The sequence below is a fragment of the Dickeya chrysanthemi NCPPB 402 genome, assembly GCF_000406105.1.
In the GTDB taxonomy this organism is placed as follows: Bacteria; Pseudomonadota; Gammaproteobacteria; order Enterobacterales; family Enterobacteriaceae; genus Dickeya; species Dickeya chrysanthemi.
This window is the reverse complement of sequence record NZ_CM001974.1, coordinates 266,430-283,269: the sequence shown is the minus strand read 5'-3', so window position 1 is coordinate 283,269 and position 16,840 is coordinate 266,430. Positions and strand designations below refer to the sequence as shown.

The window sequence follows — 16,840 nt, the reverse complement described above, 5'->3', positions numbered from 1 at the left end:
CGCGATCGCGCAGCCCAGTACAGAGACACTATTTTTTAACCAAATCAGGCGCGAAACTGTTAGCTCTATCACGCGCAAATGTTTTTAATTGGTTAACGCTTGGCTAACATGTTTGTTTTCGATTAATATCATGAGCGAAAACGAACATTATAACTTTAACGGCTATACCGCTTTTGACGTGGTGGAGGAGAAAACGTGGAAACCCAAGATCTGATCGTGATCGGCGGAGGCATTAATGGTACTGGCATCGCAGCAGACGCCGCCGGGCGCGGGTTATCCGTCTTGCTGCTGGAAGCACAGGACCTGGCCTGCGCCACCTCTTCCGCCAGCTCAAAGCTGATTCACGGCGGCTTGCGCTATCTGGAGCACTATGAGTTCCGCCTGGTGGGCGAAGCGTTATCCGAACGCGAAGTGCTGCTGAAAATGGCGCCGCACATCATTTTCCCGATGCGTTTTCGTCTGCCGCATCAGCCACATCTGCGCCCGGCCTGGATGATTCGCGCCGGTCTGTTCATGTACGACCATCTGGGGAAACGCGTTAGCCTGCCGTCCAGCCACGGGCTGCGATTCGGTCGCGAATCCGTGTTGAAACCGGAACTGACGCGCGGTTTCGAATATTCCGATTGCTGGGTGGACGATGCGCGTCTGGTGGTGCTAAACGCGCAGGAAGTGGTGCGCCGCGGCGGCGACGTGAAAACGCGCATGAAAGTGACCCGCGCTCACCGCGAAAACGGTCTGTGGATCGTTGAAGCGAAGGATACGCTGAGCGGCGAAATCCACCGCTGGCAAGCGAAAGGGCTGGTCAATGCGACCGGGCCGTGGGTACGCCAATTCTTCGACGATGGTCTGGCGCTGCCATCGCCGTACGGCATCCGTCTGATTAAGGGCAGCCATATCGTCGTTCCGCGTGTGCATCAGGAAGAGCAGGCCTACATTCTGCAAAACAAAGATCACCGCATCGTGTTCGTGATCCCGTGGCAGGACGAGTTTTCGATCATCGGCACCACCGATGTGGAGTACCACGGCGATCCGCATCAGGTGAAGATCGACGACAACGAAATCCGTTACCTGCTGGATGTGTATAACGACCATTTCAAAAAACAGCTGACGCGCGACGACATCGTCTGGACTTACTCCGGCGTGCGCCCGTTGTGCGACGACGAGTCGGATTCACCGCAGGCCATCACCCGCGACTACACGCTGTCCGTTGCGGATGAAAACGGCAAAGCGCCGTTGCTGTCGGTATTCGGCGGCAAATTAACCACCTACCGTAAGTTAGCGGAACACGCGCTGGAAAAGCTGGTGAAATACTACCCGCAAGCCGGACAAGCATGGACCCGCAACGCGATTCTGCCCGGTGGCGACATCAGCGGCAGCCGTGAAGATTATGCCGCCACATTGCGCCGCCGTTACAATCTGCCGGAAGCGCTGGCACGCCGTTACAGCCGTACCTACGGTAGCCAGAGCGAGAAAATCCTCGGCAACGCGCAAAGCCTAAACGATTTGGGCGAACACTTCGGCTATACCTTATACGAAGCCGAGTTACGCTATCTGGTAGAGCATGAATGGGTGGTGTCGCTGGAAGACGCTATCTGGCGCCGCACCAAGCTCGGCATGTGGCTGGACGACGCGCAACGCCAGCGTGTCGCCGACTGGCTGGTCAGCTACCGCAGCCAGTTAGCCAAAGCCGGTTAATCCCCAAAGTTGGTTAATACTAAAGAAAAACGGCTTCCGTGAGGAAGCCGTAGCTGTGGGCCCCACTCGATACCAAACGAGGGGGGGTTCGGCGTCAAAAACTGTGCTGAGGCTACAACCGTATCGGCTTGATGTGCCAGATGTCGTCGGCATACTCCTGAATCGTACGATCGGCAGAGAAATAGCCCATATTGGCGATGTTTTGCAGCGTTCGGCGCGTCCATTCATCTTCGTCGCGGTACACATCGTCCACCTTGTCGTGACTATCCACATAACTGCGATAATCCGCCAGCAACTGATAGTGATCGCCGAAATTGACCAGTGAATCAAACAGGTCGGCATAACGGCGCGGGTCGTCCGGGCTGAATACGCCGGTCGCTATCTGCGTCAACACCCGATGCAGCTCTTCGTCCTGATTGTAGAACTCCCGCGGGTTATAGCCGCTACGACGGAGCGCTTCCACCTCCTCCGCCGTGTTGCCGAAGATAAAGATATTGTCTTCACCTACCCGCTCACGCATTTCGACGTTGGCGCCATCCAGCGTACCGATAGTCAGCGCACCGTTCAGGGCGAACTTCATGTTACTGGTGCCGGACGCCTCGGTGCCCGCCAGCGAGATCTGTTCCGATAGATCGGCCGCTGGAATAATGATCTGCGCCAGGCTGACGCCATAGTTAGGGATGAAGACAATCTTCAGCTTGTCTTTCACCTCCGGATCGTTGTTGACCACGCTGGCCACATCATTGATCAGGTGAATGATGTGCTTGGCCATGTAGTAAGCGGAGGCCGCCTTACCGGCAAAGATGGCGACGCGCGGTACGCGATCCAGCTCCGGGTCGTCTTTGATGCGGTTATAGAGCGTTATCAGGTGCAACACGTTGAGCAACTGACGTTTGTACTCGTGAATCCGCTTGATTTGCACATCAAACAGCGCATTCGGGTCGACCACAATATCCAGATGCTGCGCGATATAGATAGCCAACCGCTTTTTATTCTCCTGCTTGGCCTTGCGCACTTTTTGCAGGAACGCCGGAAAATCAATATGCGGTTTCAGGTCCGCCAGTTGGCTCAGGTCGGTACGCCAGGTTTTGCCAATGGTGTCATCCAGTACTTTCGACAGCGACGGGTTCGCCAGCGCCAGCCAGCGGCGAGGCGTCACACCGTTGGTTTTGTTGCAGAACCGATCGGGGTAAATACGGGCGAAATCGGCAAACAGCGACTGCACCATCAGGTCGGTATGCAACTGCGATACCCCATTCACTTTGTGGCTACAGATCACCGCCAGCCACGCCATCCGGACTTTACGCCCATGCTCTTCATCAATGATGGATACCCGCTTGAACAAGTCGTGCTCATTGGGGAAACGTTCCTGTACTTCGTCCAGAAAACGGTCGTTGATTTCGAAAATCAGTTGCAGGTGACGCGGCAGAATCTTGCCCATCATGTCGACCGGCCAGGTTTCCAACGCCTCGCCCATCAGGGTGTGGTTGGTATAGGAGAACACCTTGGTGACCACATCCCAGGCCACATCCCACTTGAACTTGTGCTCGTCGATCAACAAACGCATCAGCTCGGGGATCGCCAGTACCGGGTGGGTATCGTTGAGGTGGATGGCGAATTTCTCCGTCAGATTGGCGTAGGTTTTGTGCATCGTCCAGTGACGGCTGAGGATATCCTGCACCGTGGCGGATACCAGAAAGTACTCCTGACGTAAACGCAACTCGCGCCCGGAATAGGTGGAGTCATCAGGGTAGAGTACCCGCGATACGTTTTCGGAATGGTTTTTGTCCTCCACCGCCGCGAAATAGTCGCCCTGATTGAACTTACCGAGATTGATTTCGTTACTGGCCTGCGCCGCCCACAGCCGTAAGGTGTTGGTGGCGTCGGTATCAAAGCCGGGGATTATCTGATCGTAGGCGCAGGCAATGATCTCCTCAGTTTCCAGCCAGCGGGTTTTACTCCCCTCTTGCTGGATGCGGCCGCCAAAACGCACCTTGTAACGGGTGCTGTGACGCACGAATTCCCATGGGTTGCCGTATTCCAGCCAGTAATCCGGCGATTCCGCCTGCTTACCGTCAACGATATTTTGCCGGAACATACCGTATTCATAGCGGATACCATAGCCCCGCCCCGGCAGCGCCATCGTCGCGAGCGAGTCGAGGAAACACGCGGCCAGACGGCCAAGGCCACCGTTGCCCAACGCCGGATCGTCTTCTTCTTCCAGCAGTTCGTTCAGGTCCAGCCCCATCGCTTCCAGCGCGTCGCGCAGGTCGTCAAACATGCCCATCGCCAGCAAGGCGTTGGACAAGGTGCGCCCCAACAGAAACTCCATCGACAAATAGTAAACCTGCCGAACATCCTGCGATAACTGCGCACGACTGGAACGTAACCAGCGCTCGACCATGCGATCCCGCACCGCCAGCACCGCCGCATTCAGCCAGTCATGTTTACTGGCGATGCTGGGGTCCTTGCCGATGGTAAACATCAGCTTGTAAGCGATGGAGTGTTTCAACGCGTCTACGCTGAGCGTAGGTGAGTTGTAGATAAATGGAGAGTTCATAATGTCATTCCCACTGATGCGTACTACCACAGACGTTGATAAAGCGCACGATAGGCCTGGGCTGCGACCTGCCAACTAAAATCCATTGCCATTGCCTGACGCTGAACATAACGCCAGAGCGAAGGGCGCGACCACAACACAAAGACCCGACGAATCGCCCGCGACAGCGATGCTACGTTACAATCGCTGAACACAAAACCACTCGCCAGGCCATCGGCCAGATTTTCCAGCGAGCAGTCAGCCACGGTATCCGCCAGCCCGCCAGTACGCCTGACCAGCGGTAACGTGCCGTATTTCAGGCCGTACAACTGGGTCAAACCGCAAGGTTCGAACCGACTAGGAACCATAATCACATCCGCTCCGCCAATAATGCGGTGCGAAAACGCTTCGTGATAACCAATCTGGACGCCGACGCGACCGTGATACTCCGCCGCCGCCGCCAGAAAACCTTCCTGTAGGGTGGCATCGCCCGCCCCCAGCACCACCAGTTGCCCACCTTGTTCAAGCAAATTCGTGACGGTTTGCAACGCGATATCCAGCCCTTTCTGGCTGGTAAGGCGGCTGACGATGGCGAACACCGGCACCCGGTCGTCCACCTTCAGCCCCATCGTCGTCTGCAAATGCCGTTTGTTCTCCGCCTTGCGCGCCAGCTCATCGCGGCTATACGTCGCCGTCAGCAGCGAATCGTGCGCCGGATTCCAGATATCGTCATCCACCCCGTTGAGGATGCCGGACAAGCGGCCGTCCTCTTCCCGAGACTTCAGTAGCCCTTCCAGACCGTAACCGTATTCGGGCTGGGTTATCTCATGGGCATAGGTCGGGCTGACGGTAGTGATGTGATCCGCATAGTACAGCCCGGCTTTGAGGTACGAGATCTGGCCGTAGAACTCCAACCCGTACATGCTGAAGTACTCCGGCGGCAACCGCAGTTGCGACATGTGACGAGCATCAAATAATCCCTGATAAGCCAGATTATGAACGGTAAATACCGATTTTGCCGGTCGGCCTTTCGCCGCCAGATAGGCACAGGCCAGCCCGGCGTGCCAGTCATGGGCATGAACAATGTCGGGACGCCAGAACGGATCCACGCCGCTGGCCATTTCCGCGCCCATCCAACCCAGTAAACCGAAACGCACGACATTGTCCGAATAGGCAAACAACGAGGTATCGTGATACGGGCTGCCGGCCCGGTCATACAGATGAGGAACGTCTATCAGATAGATGCCTACTCCGTTGTAATGACCGTAACGCAGCGTGACATGACCGCCAAACGTATCCAGTTCCCGCACCACTTGCGCATCCGGGATACCTTTTTTCACATCGGGAAACGCCGGCAACAGCACCCGTACATCCATCCCCGCCGCGATCTGCGCGCTGGGCAATGCTCCCACTACATCCGCCAGTCCCCCGGTTTTCAGCAAGGGGAATAGCTCTGAACACACGTGTAATACCCGCATCTTGTCTCCCATTCCGCCGCCCGCGCCAGCTCGCGGGCAGCATCAATCCTCCGGCCGACCACGGCCGGTTACGTTCAGATCAGGGTTTGAGCCTGGCCAGCATGGCGCGCGTCACCAGCACGATTCCCTCTTCGGAACGATAAAAGCGACGGCTGTCTTCTTCCGCGTTTTCGCCGATCACCATCCCTTCCGGAATATCGCAGGCGCGATCGACGATGCAGCGATGCAGGCGGCATGAACGCCCTACGTTGACATCCGGCAGCAGCACCGATGAATCAATGCTGCAAAAGGAGTTGATACGCACCCGCGGGAACAGCACCGAGTGCGTAACCACCGAGCCGGAAACGATGCTCCCGCCGGATACCAGCGAGTTCATGGTTAGCCCGTGGCTGCCGGAGCGGTCCTGGACGAATTTAGCGGGCGGCAGCGCCGCCATCGCCGAGCGAATCGGCCAGTTATGGTCGTACATATCCAGTTCCGGCATCACCGACGCCAGGTCAAGATTGGCGCGCCAGTAAGCTTCCAGCGTGCCGACATCGCGCCAGTACGGCGGCGCGTTATCCGAAGAGGTGACGCAGGAGAGCGTGAAAGGGTGCGCCCAGGCATGTCCCTGCGCGACGATTTTCGGGATCAGATCCTTGCCGAAATCATGGCTGGACTCCGAGGTGCACACATCCGCTTCCAAAATTCGGTACAGGTATTGCGCGTTGAATACGTAGATCCCCATACTGGCCAGCGCCATATCGGGGTTATCCGGCATCGGCGTTGGGTTGGCGGGTTTTTCGTCGAAACTGATAATGCGATTGTCTTTATCCACGCTCATCACGCCAAACGCGTGCGCTTCCTTGATAGGCACCGGGATGCAGGCCACTGAACACTCGGCGCCGTTCTCCACGTGGTCAAGCAACATGCGGGAATAATCCATCTTGTAGATGTGATCGCCGGCCAGAATCACGATGTACTCCGCCCCATAGCGCCGGATAATATCCAGGTTATGGCACACGGCGTCGGCAGTACCGCGATACCAGTGATCGTTTTCATCGTGCCGTTGCTGCGCCGGCAGCAAATCGACAAATTCATTCATTTCGGTATTCAGGAACGACCAGCCGCGCTGGATATGCTGCACCAACGTGTGCGACTGATACTGGGTAATCACGCCAATCCGGCGAATACCGGAGTTCAGGCAATTAGAGAGCGCAAAATCGATAATCCGGTATTTACCGCCGAAATGTACCGCGGGTTTAGCGCGGTGCGCCGTCAAATCTTTCAGCCGGGTCCCTCGTCCTCCCGCCAAAATCAGCGCGACGGATTTCAGGGGCAACTGTCTGGCCAGCATTAGAGGATCGTGTTTCTCGGTACTCACCATGTCAGACTCCTTTTTTTTATTTTTTTACCAGTACACACACCGCATTCGCCTGTCCGCGCCAAACCCGCTCATTGAGCGGATGGTCGGTAGCATCGAACGGTGGAGCGACCCGCCACTCCCCTTCGGGAAGAGAAAAATCACTCGCCTGTGACGTGGCGTTGATCAATAGCAGCCAGTATTTAGATAGCTGAATTTGTAACCGGTGTTCACCCTGTTCCCATTCGGATAGCGTCAGCGGCTCTCCCTGTGCATTCAGCCACCGTACGTCGTCTTCGCCGTCACGCCACCATCCCGCCTTCTGTAACGCCGGGATAGCACGGCGTAAGCGGATCAACCCGGCGGTAAACGCAATCAACTCGGTATCCGCCGTTTCCCAGTGCAACCAGGCCAGCGCGTTATCCTGACAATAGGCATTATTGTTGCCTTGCTGGCTGCTGCCGAACTCGTCGCCGGCCAGCAGCATCGGCGTACCCTGCGATAACAACAGCGTCGTCAGCAGCGCCTGTTGGCTGGCGCGACGCCGCGCCTGCGTAGCCGCGTCCGCCTCCAGCCCTTCGATGCCATGGTTGAAACTGAAATTGCTGTTGGTGCCGTCCCGGTTTTGTTCGCCATTGGCCTGGTTATGCTTGTGGTTGAAGCTCACCAGATCGCGCAGGGTAAAACCGTCATGGGAAGTCAGCATGTTGACCGATGCCCAGGGTAAGCGGCCGTTGCGTTCAAACACTTCGCTGGAGGCCGCGAAACGGCGGGCAAACACCCCGACAGGCAGATCGCCGTGCAGCCAGAAACGACGAATATCGTCACGAAAACGGTCGTTCCACTCGACAAACGGCGACGGAAACCTGCCCAGTTGGTAACCACCGGGGCCGATGTCCCAGGGTTCGGCAATCAGCTTGCAGTTGCGCAGCGACCGATGATTACGCAGGGCGGTAAAGAACGGGGCTGAAGAGGAAAAGTCCGGCATACGCCCCAAAATCGTCGCCAGATCAAAACGAAAACCATCCACACGGCAGGTTTCATGCCAGAACGTCAGGCAATCAATCACCCACTGCAACACGGCCGGATGTTCAAGCCGCAACACATTGCCGCACCCGGCCCAGTTGTGATAAGCGCCGTCCTCCGTCAGCCAGTAGTAGCTGGCGTTGTCGATGCCGCGCAGCGTCAGGGTCGGGCCGTCGGCATCCAGCTCCGCGCTGTGATTGAACACCACGTCCAGAATCACCTCGATCCCGGCATTATGCAGCGCCCGCACCATGTCGCGGAACTCGTTGAGCGGTTCGTCGCCGGCCGCCAGGCTGCTGTCCACCGCGAACGGCAACAACGTGTTGTAACCCCAGTAATTGCGCAGTCCCATCGCCTGCAAACGCGGTTCATCGGCGTGTTGCTGGACAGGCATCAACTCCAGCGCCGTCACGCCCAGCCTGGTCAGATAATCCAGCATCACCGGGTGAGCCAGCGCGGCGTAAGTACCGCGTATCGCCGCCGGAATACGCGGATGTCGCCGCGTCAACCCGCGCACATGCGCTTCATACAACACCGTTTGGCTCCAGGGCGTGCGCGGAAACGCATCGCCCTGCCAGTCGTAGCGCTCATCCACGACCACGCTGCGCGGCATCACCTCGGCGCTGTCTACCGCATCGGGATAGTCATAGCCGCCATGCAGCCGCTCGTCATCCACCACCCAGCCGTCCATCTGCCGAGCGCAAGGGTCAAGCAGCAATTTGTTGGCGTTAAAGCGCAGACCGCGTTGCGGATCGAACGCGCCGTCGACCCGGTAGCCGTAACACAACCCCGGTTGCGCATCCGGCAGATAACCGTGCCAGATATCGCCGGTACGGGCCGTCAACGGCAGACGCTGCTCCCGCAGCCCGTCAAAAATACATAACTCCACCCGCGATGCCCTGGATGAGAACAACGCGAAGTTCACCCCTTCGCCATCAAAATGAGAACCTAACGGTCGCGGCCGACCCGCCAGCAGCTCAACCATTACGCCTCCTTCACCAGATACAAGGTGGAGAGCGGCGGCAGCGTTAACACCAGCGACTGTGGGCGGGAATGGCTGCCCACCGCTTCGCTACGCACTAATCCCTGATTGCCAAGGTTACTACCGTGGTAATGCATGGAATCGGTATTCAGCACTTCGCGCCAGTGTCCCGGCTGGTTAATGCCGACGCGATATCCCTCTCTGGGGACCGGCGTAAAGTTGCTGATAATCAATATCTCGTTACCCTCGGCATCACGCCGGATAAAGGCGAATACCGAGTTCTCGCGATCGTCTACCACCACCCATTCAAATCCCTGATGCAGGTAGTCGCATTGATAGAGCGGCGGGTGTTGGCGATAGCAATGGTTGAGGTCGCGCACCAGTTGCTGCACGCCGGCATGCCAGCCTTCGGGCTCATCCAGCAGGTGCCAGTCCAGGCTGGTGTCGTGGTTCCATTCCCGCCCTTGTGCAAACTCGCAGCCCATAAACAGCAGCTTCTTGCCGGGATAAGCCCACATGAAACCGTAATAGGCGCGCAGGTTGGCGAATTTCTGCCAGGCGTCGCCCGGCATCCTATCCAGCAAAGAACGCTTGCCGTGCACCACTTCATCGTGCGACAGCGGCAGGACGAAGTTCTCGCTATAGGCATACAACATGCCGAAGGTCAGCAGGTCGTGGTGGTATTTACGATGCACCGGATCCTGCTGCATGTAGGCCAGCGAGTCGTGCATCCAGCCCATGTTCCACTTATAGTGAAAACCCAACCCGCTATGTTCCGGCGGCAACGTCACCCCGGCATAATCGGTGGACTCTTCGGCGATGGTGACCGCTCCGGCACGGTTCTGGCCCAGCATCTGGTTGGTGTAACGCAAAAAGCCGATCGCTTCCAGGTTCTCCTTGCCGCCGTAATGGTTCGGCACCCATTCGCCGTCGCGGCGGCTGTAGTCGCGGTAAATCATTGATGCCACTGCGTCTACCCGTAACCCGTCGACGCCAAACCGCTCCGTCCAGTACAACGCATTACCCGCCAGATAGTTACGCACCTCATGGCGATCGAAGTTATAAATCAGCGTATTCCAGTCCTGATGGTAGCCCTCTTTCGGGTCGGCATATTCATACAGCGCCGTACCGTCAAACCGCGCCAGACCGTAGCTATCCGTCGGGAAATGGCCGGATACCCAGTCCAGCAACACATTGATGCCCGCGTCATGAAAGGCATTGACCAGATAATGGAAATCCTCCGGCGAGCCGAAGCGGCGGGTCGGTGCATACAGCCCCAGCGGCTGGTAACCCCAACTGGCATCAAACGGATGTTCATGCACCGGCATCAGTTCAACGTGAGTAAACCCCATGTCTTTAACGTACGGCACCAGTTGGTCCGCCAGTTCGCGGTAACTGAGCCAGAAATTATTGTCGCTATGCCGCCGCCATGACCCCAGATGCACCTCGTAAATGGAAATCGGCGACTGTAAATCGTTGGCACGTTGCCGCGCCTCATCCACCGGCAACGCGGGCGGTAACGCACTGACCACCGAGGCGGTATCCGGCCGCATCTGGGAGGCAAACGCATACGGGTCTGATTTCACCAGCACATTGCCGTAGCAATCGATGATTTCGAATTTGTACAACTGCCCGACCCCGACGCCCGGTACAAACAGCTCCCACACGCCGTTCTCGCGCCGCAGCCGCATCGGGTGGCGGCGTCCATCCCAAAAATTGAAATCGCCCACCACCGACACCCGCTGAGCATTCGGCGCCCAGACGGCGAAGCAGGTGCCGCCGATGCCATCCAGCGTGGACGGGTGCGCGCCCAATGTTTCAAACGGCCGCAAATGGCGCCCCTCCGCCAATAGCCAGATATCCAGTTCCTGCAACAACGGGCCAAAACGATAAGGGTCGTCAATCACATGCGTATCTTGCTGCCAGGTCACCGCCAGCCGATAGCTGAACGGCTTTTTACGACGAGGGATCACCGCAGCGAAAAAACCGCGCGGGTCCAGGCGCTGCAGGTGTGCGACTTTACGTCCGCTGTGTGCGTCTACCACGTGTACATCGCTGGCCTCCGGAAGCAGCGCACGAACTTCCAGACCTGACGATGTGACGTGCATACCCAATACTGCAAAAGGATCGGCATAATGGCCGGAAAAAAGGAGATTAATGATGTTCCGATCGGAAAATCCTGACATGGCATCCGTCCTCTGAATTAACCATCTAAATAAAGTAAAGATGTTAAAGAGACAGGTCATTTCTTCATCACGCTTATTGGTATGCGAATGCCCTGCGTCAATAACAAAAAAGGAACCAGCCTGCCCCATAAAAAAGAGAACCGACCTGAAAAAATGAAACATCACAGTAATATCCAAGGCTGCGAAGTATTCTTCAGGTAAGCCTAAGATTCAGCTTAGTCAAGAAAAGGGAAAATATTTGAGATATTGGATAAATTTTTACGCCTGATAACCATAAGAAAAAATAATTAATCATAGCGTTAGCGAATATTGATCTCGTTTGGGTTACCCTGAAGCCCAACGCGTAGAATGACTTGATCAAACAGGGAGGTAGGTCGTTTATGGTCAGTCAGGTTGAGTTAATTCTGTCATTACTGCAGCAGACATGCGTCTATCTGGTCATCGCCTATCTGTTAAGTAAAACGCCGCTGTTCACTCCGCTAACGCAGGTCACGCTCCATCTGCCGCACAAGCTGATCTGCTATCTGACGTTCTCCATATTCTGCATTCTCGGCACCTGGTTCGGCCTGCATATCGACGACTCCATCGCCAATACCCGCGCCATCGGCGCGCTGCTGGGTGGTGTACTGGGCGGCCCTTCGGTCGGTATGCTGGTCGGATTCACCGGCGGATTGCACCGCTATTCACTGGGCGGCATGACGGCGATGGCCTGCATGGTGTCCACCACGGTGGAAGGGCTGGTCGGCGGGTTGCTGCACCGCTATATGATTCGGCACCACCGCATCGACCTGTTATTCCAGCCGCTGGTTATCGCCGCCGTCACCCTGTTGGTGGAAATAGTGCAGATGAGCATCATCCTGCTACTGTCGCGCCCATTTGGCGACGCGCTGATGCTGGTCAAAAGCATCGCCTTGCCGATGATGATTACCAACAGCATCGGAGCGGCAATGTTCATGCGGATCCTGCTGGACCGCCGGGCAATGTTTGAAAAGTACACCTCGGCATTTTCAGCCCGCGCGTTGCAAATTGCCGCCCGGGCGGAAGGTATACTGCGCCAGGGATTCAATCCGGGAACCAGTATGCGGGTCGCCCGCATACTGTATGAAGAGTTGGGCGTCGGCGCCGTCGCCATCACCGATCGGGAAAAACTGCTGGCGTTTATCGGCATCGGCGACGAGCACCACAGAGTCGGCGCGCTGATTACCTCGTCCTATACCCATCAGGCTATCGACAACAATGAAGTGGTGTACGCCGATGGCAACGAAATACCGTTTTGCTGCTCGGTTTCGCCGCAATGTAAGCTCGGGTCGACGCTGGTGATCCCACTGCGTGGCGAAGAACAGCGAGTGGTCGGCACCATCAAGCTGTATGAGCCGAAAAACAAGTTATTTTCCACTATCAACCGGACGCTGGGGGAAGGTATCGGCCACCTGCTGTCAGCCCAAATTTTCGCCGGCCGTTTCGAACAACAGAAGCAGTTGCTGGCGCAATCCGAAATCAAGTTGCTGCACGCGCAGGTCAACCCGCATTTCCTGTTCAATACCCTGAATACGCTATCGGCGATTATTCGCCGCAATCCGGACCAGGCCCGCCAGTTGGTGCTGTCGTTGTCGACGTTTTTTCGCAAAAATCTCAAGCGCAGCGGCGACGAAGTCACACTCGGCGATGAACTGGAGCATATCAGCGCGTACCTCGACATTGAAAAAGCGCGGTTCACCAACCTGTTGACCGTGGAGATCGCCGTTCCTTTATCGCTCCGATCCGCCAGACTACCGGCTTTTTCTTTACAGCCGCTGGTGGAAAACGCCATCAAACACGGTATTTCCCACATGCTGGATGACGGCCGCCTGCGTATCGACGCACGCACCCACGCCAATATGCTGGAACTCACGATAGAGGACAACGCCGGCGCTTATTACCCGCGCAACGGCAGCGACGGACTGGGGATGAATCTGGTGGATCGACGCGTTAAAGCACGTTACGGCCATCACTACGGCATCACCGTCACCAGCGAGCCGAATCGCTTTACCCGCGTAAAGGTACGCGTACCGCTACGGATGGCATAAGCGTGCAACGGGTCAGGGTATGGCAACTATCAGGGTGCGACAGCTATAGAGTAGCAATTTATACCCTAAATAATTCGAGTTGCAGGAAGGCGGCAACTGAGTGACAAATTCGTCTGGAACGAATTTGAACAGCCAACGGCTGGCCTGCGGTGAGAGACAGGATGTCTCTCATTTCATCCCCAGGAGCTTACATAAGTAAGTGACTGGGGTGAGCGAGGGAGGACAACGCACCTGCAACTTGAAGTATGACGGGTATAGCGACAATAAAAAACGGCTTCCCTTGTGGGGAAGCCGTTCTCAGGCTAATCTCGGCATCACATCACGTCACTGCTCCGGCTAACGCCATCTTCGCTATCGTCGGTGAGGATGACCCGGGAAATTACAGCCCTACCACGTTTTCAGCAGAAGGACCTTTCGGGCCGTTGCCGATAACGAATTCTACTTTCTGACCTTCATACAGGGTCTTAAAGCTATCGCTCTGAATCGCAGAGAAATGCACGAATACGTCTTTGCTGCCATCAGCCGGGCTGATAAAGCCAAAACCTTTAGATTCGTTAAACCATTTTACTGAACCAGTCATTTTATTAGACATCATACTACCTCGTAATTTTTTTCCAGCCCGTTCTGAGGGCAACATGGGTCTGCAATGCAGGAAATACTTATGAGCAAGAAAAAAAGAGATTCAGGGGAAGTGATATCAGGGATAACGCTTGGACTGAGTACTGCTTTAGTAAAATGCTTTGCATAAATAGGTCTGACTAACAAACCGTGGCGCTATTAACGCATTCATCCGCAATGAATGCAAGCGTTATATATTATTTCGGCGGGAAAATATTTTATATTATTTATAATTCATGGAGTTAATGGGTCGCTCCGGCGATTTTTCGCCACGCGTCGACCGCCGTTGATGCCAGCCTGACCCGCAAACCGGCTTGACGATAATACCGGTGTTGCTGCATTTATTCTTTAGCGGCGGCCTGCTCCATCGGAATCAGGTTCAGCCGGCCGTGGCGCACGCCGGTCTGGGCGATAACCGATGCGGCAAACTGTTCCACACGCTCAGTGGGGCCGCGCAGGATCACGGTTTCCACACACTCGTCATGGCTGAGATGCGTGTGCATGGTGGAAACGGTCAGGTGATGGTGTTCATGCTGCATCCCCGCCAGCCGGCTCGACAACTGGCGTTCGTGATGGTCATAAACATAGCTCAGCACCGCCACGCACTCGGCGTTTTTATCCTGCGCCACCATCATTTCACCCAGCTCGCGCCGCAGCATATCGCGAAACGCTTCCGACCGGTTGGCATAGCCTTTGCGCAGCATCAGTGCATCCAACGCCTCAGCCAGCGGGTCATCCAGAGAAATCGTCAGTCGTTGCATGTCAGTGTCAGCCTCACAAAAAAGCGAAAAAGGTCTTCCGGCGCGGTGCCGCGCAGGTCGCCCCATTATGCCGGGGTTCATCATGATGATCGTGATGCAACGCAAAGCGGCGTACAAATCCCTGAGGATAAACAGGAACGTGCGGCGTAACGGGGGGATGTCCGGAAAAAGTAAAACGCGCTCGGCAGAGCGCGTTTTAGGCAACGAGATTACAGCAGGATGCGCAACATGCGACGCAGCGGCTCGGCGGCGCCCCACAACAGCTGGTCGCCGACGGTAAAGGCAGACAGGTACTGCGGCCCCATGTTCAGTTTACGCAGACGCCCCACCGGCGTGGACAACGTACCGGTGACTGCCGCCGGGGTCAGTTCACGCATGGTGATTTCGCGGTCGTTCGGCACCACTTTCACCCAGTCATTGTGGGTCGCCAGCATCTGCTCGATTTCTGGAATCGATACGTCTTTTTTCAGCTTGAGGGTGAACGCCTGGCTGTGGCAGCGCAGCGCACCGATGCGTACGCACAGACCGTCTACCGGAATGGTGCTGGCGGTGTTGAGAATCTTGTTGGTTTCCGCCTGGCCTTTCCATTCTTCGCGGCTCTGGCCATTTTCCAGTTGTTTATCGATCCACGGAATCAGGCTGCCCGCCAGCGGTACGCCGAAGTTTTCCACGTCCAGACCGCCACGCGACAATGCCGTCACTTTGCGTTCGATATCCAGAATAGCGGAAGCCGGGTCGCTCAATTCGCTGGCGACTTCAGCGTTCAGTTGGCCCATCTGGATCAGCAACTCGCGCATATTACGCGCACCCGCGCCGGATGCCGCCTGATACGTTGCAACGGACGCCCACTCCACCAGATCATTGGCGAACAGGCCGCCCAGCGACATCAACATCAGGCTGACGGTGCAGTTGCCGCCCACAAAGGTTTTGATGCCGTTGTCCAGGCCGGATTGGATCACGCCGTGGTTGACCGGGTCCAGAATAATAATCGCGTCATCTTTCATACGCAGAGAGGATGCTGCGTCGATCCAGTACCCTTGCCAGCCACTTTCACGCAGCTTTGGGTAAATTTCATTGGTATAATCGCCGCCCTGACAGGTGATGATGATATCCAGCGCGCGCAGCGCGTCCAGATTGTAGGCATCCTGCAGGGTGCCCTGCTGGCCGCCCAACGCCGGCGCCGGTTGGCCGTGTTGCGACGTAGAAAAGAATACCGGGCGGATTAAATCAAAATCGCGTTCTTCCACCATGCGCTGCATGAGTACCGAACCGACCATTCCGCGCCAGCCAATAAAACCAACATTTTTCATGGTAACCGTCCTGCCTGGGGGTGACAAAAAGCAATCCGACTGCCGTTTCAGGCAGGGAGCATAGTTTTAAGTGATGTCCGTCAACCTTACAAAATGTATCAGAAGTCGCAAGTGAATTTATTCGATGACCCGGACGTTTTCAGCAACACACCTAATGTGTCCGACAGAAGACAAGGGATGAGAGGAGCTAACCGCCACCATGACTGAAATGATCTCGGCAACCGTCCTGTTGCTGTTAATTATGGATCCGCTCGGCAATCTGCCGGTGTTTATGTCCGTACTGAAACATCTGGATCCCAAACGGCGACGCGTGGTGCTGATTCGGGAAATGATCATCGCACTGGGAGTCATGCTGGTATTCCTGTTCGCCGGCGAAAAGATTCTGGCGATACTGAATCTACGCACGGAAACCGTGTCTATCTCCGGCGGTATCGTGCTGTTTTTGATCGCCATCCGCATGATTTTCCCAACGCAGGAAGGCTTTACCAGCGGCCTGCCGGCCGGCGACGAACCATTTCTGGTGCCGTTGGCTATCCCGATGGTGGCCGGGCCGTCGATTCTGGCGGCGCTGATGCTGTTGTCACACCAGTATCCCAACCAGTTATCGCATCTGACGCTGGCGCTGTTCATTGCCTGGGGCATTACGGTGGTCGTGCTGCTGTTGTCGAACCTGTTCTTACGCCTGCTCGGCGATAAAGGCGTGAATGCGCTGGAACGGCTGATGGGGTTGGTACTGGTCATGCTCTCTACCCAGATGTTCCTGGATGGCATTCGCGCCTACCTGAAACTGTAAACCGCGGGCCGTTCTCTCAGCCTCCGCCCGGAGACTGAGAGAGG

The 16,840-nt window shown here is 56.3% G+C and carries 11 protein-coding genes; 3 read left to right on the top strand and 8 right to left on the bottom strand.

Translation table 11 applies throughout. The features are described from left to right. Positions 1-195 precede the first annotated feature (195 nt). The gene (glpD, locus tag DCH402_RS01360) at positions 196-1,695 is read left to right on the top strand and encodes a glycerol-3-phosphate dehydrogenase (RefSeq protein WP_039999197.1); all 1,500 of its coding nucleotides are present in this window, start codon (positions 196-198) and stop codon (positions 1,693-1,695) included. Positions 1,696-1,807: 112 nt separating this feature from the next. Here glpD and glgP read toward each other — a convergent pair whose 3' ends face one another. The 5 genes from glgP to glgB all read right to left on the bottom strand — a co-directional run bounded on the left by glgP (position 1,808) and on the right by glgB (position 11,248). Then, complete coding sequence (gene glgP / locus DCH402_RS01355; RefSeq protein ID WP_039999196.1) at positions 1,808-4,255, bottom strand: glycogen phosphorylase; 2,448 nt, start codon at positions 4,253-4,255, stop codon at positions 1,808-1,810. Between the two features lie 23 nt (positions 4,256-4,278). Continuing rightward, a complete protein-coding gene (gene glgA, locus DCH402_RS01350; RefSeq protein ID WP_039999194.1) occupies positions 4,279-5,712 on the bottom strand; it encodes a glycogen synthase GlgA in 1,434 nt (477 codons plus the stop codon). Positions 5,713-5,791: 79 nt separating this feature from the next. Then, entirely contained in the window at positions 5,792-7,078 is a 1,287-nt protein-coding gene (gene glgC / locus DCH402_RS01345; protein WP_039999193.1) for a glucose-1-phosphate adenylyltransferase, read from the bottom strand. Positions 7,079-7,094: 16 nt separating this feature from the next. Continuing rightward, entirely contained in the window at positions 7,095-9,065 is a 1,971-nt protein-coding gene (gene glgX, locus DCH402_RS01340; protein ID WP_039999191.1) for a glycogen debranching protein GlgX, read from the bottom strand. Beyond that, positions 9,065-11,248: a 1,4-alpha-glucan branching protein GlgB gene (glgB, locus tag DCH402_RS01335; RefSeq protein WP_039999190.1), complete on the bottom strand. Its 2,184-nt coding sequence runs from the start codon at positions 11,246-11,248 to the stop codon at positions 9,065-9,067. Before glgB ends, glgX begins: the two co-directional genes overlap by 1 nt. A 380-nt stretch (positions 11,249-11,628) precedes the next feature. On the opposite strand from glgB, the gene DCH402_RS01330 reads away from it, so the two are divergent. Next, a complete protein-coding gene (locus DCH402_RS01330) occupies positions 11,629-13,314 on the top strand; it encodes a sensor histidine kinase (protein WP_039999189.1) in 1,686 nt (561 codons plus the stop codon). Positions 13,315-13,693: 379 nt separating this feature from the next. Here DCH402_RS01330 and cspE read toward each other — a convergent pair whose 3' ends face one another. The 3 genes from cspE to asd form a co-directional block, all read right to left on the bottom strand. Further along, on the bottom strand, positions 13,694-13,906 hold the full coding sequence (gene cspE / locus DCH402_RS01325) for a transcription antiterminator/RNA stability regulator CspE (RefSeq protein ID WP_012768004.1): 213 nt from the start codon (positions 13,904-13,906) through the stop codon (positions 13,694-13,696). 367 nt (positions 13,907-14,273) lie between these two features. Next, positions 14,274-14,693 carry a nickel-responsive transcriptional regulator NikR gene (nikR, locus tag DCH402_RS01320; protein ID WP_039999188.1) on the bottom strand — a complete coding sequence of 140 codons (420 nt, stop codon included), beginning with the start codon at positions 14,691-14,693 and terminating at the stop codon, positions 14,274-14,276. 209 nt (positions 14,694-14,902) lie between these two features. Next, complete coding sequence (gene asd / locus DCH402_RS01315; RefSeq protein ID WP_033575474.1) at positions 14,903-16,003, bottom strand: aspartate-semialdehyde dehydrogenase; 1,101 nt, start codon at positions 16,001-16,003, stop codon at positions 14,903-14,905. A 199-nt stretch (positions 16,004-16,202) separates the two neighbouring features. On the opposite strand from asd, the gene DCH402_RS01310 reads away from it, so the two are divergent. Further along, on the top strand, positions 16,203-16,796 hold the full coding sequence (locus DCH402_RS01310) for a YhgN family NAAT transporter (RefSeq protein ID WP_039999187.1): 594 nt from the start codon (positions 16,203-16,205) through the stop codon (positions 16,794-16,796). The last annotated feature ends 44 nt before the right edge of the window (positions 16,797-16,840 follow it).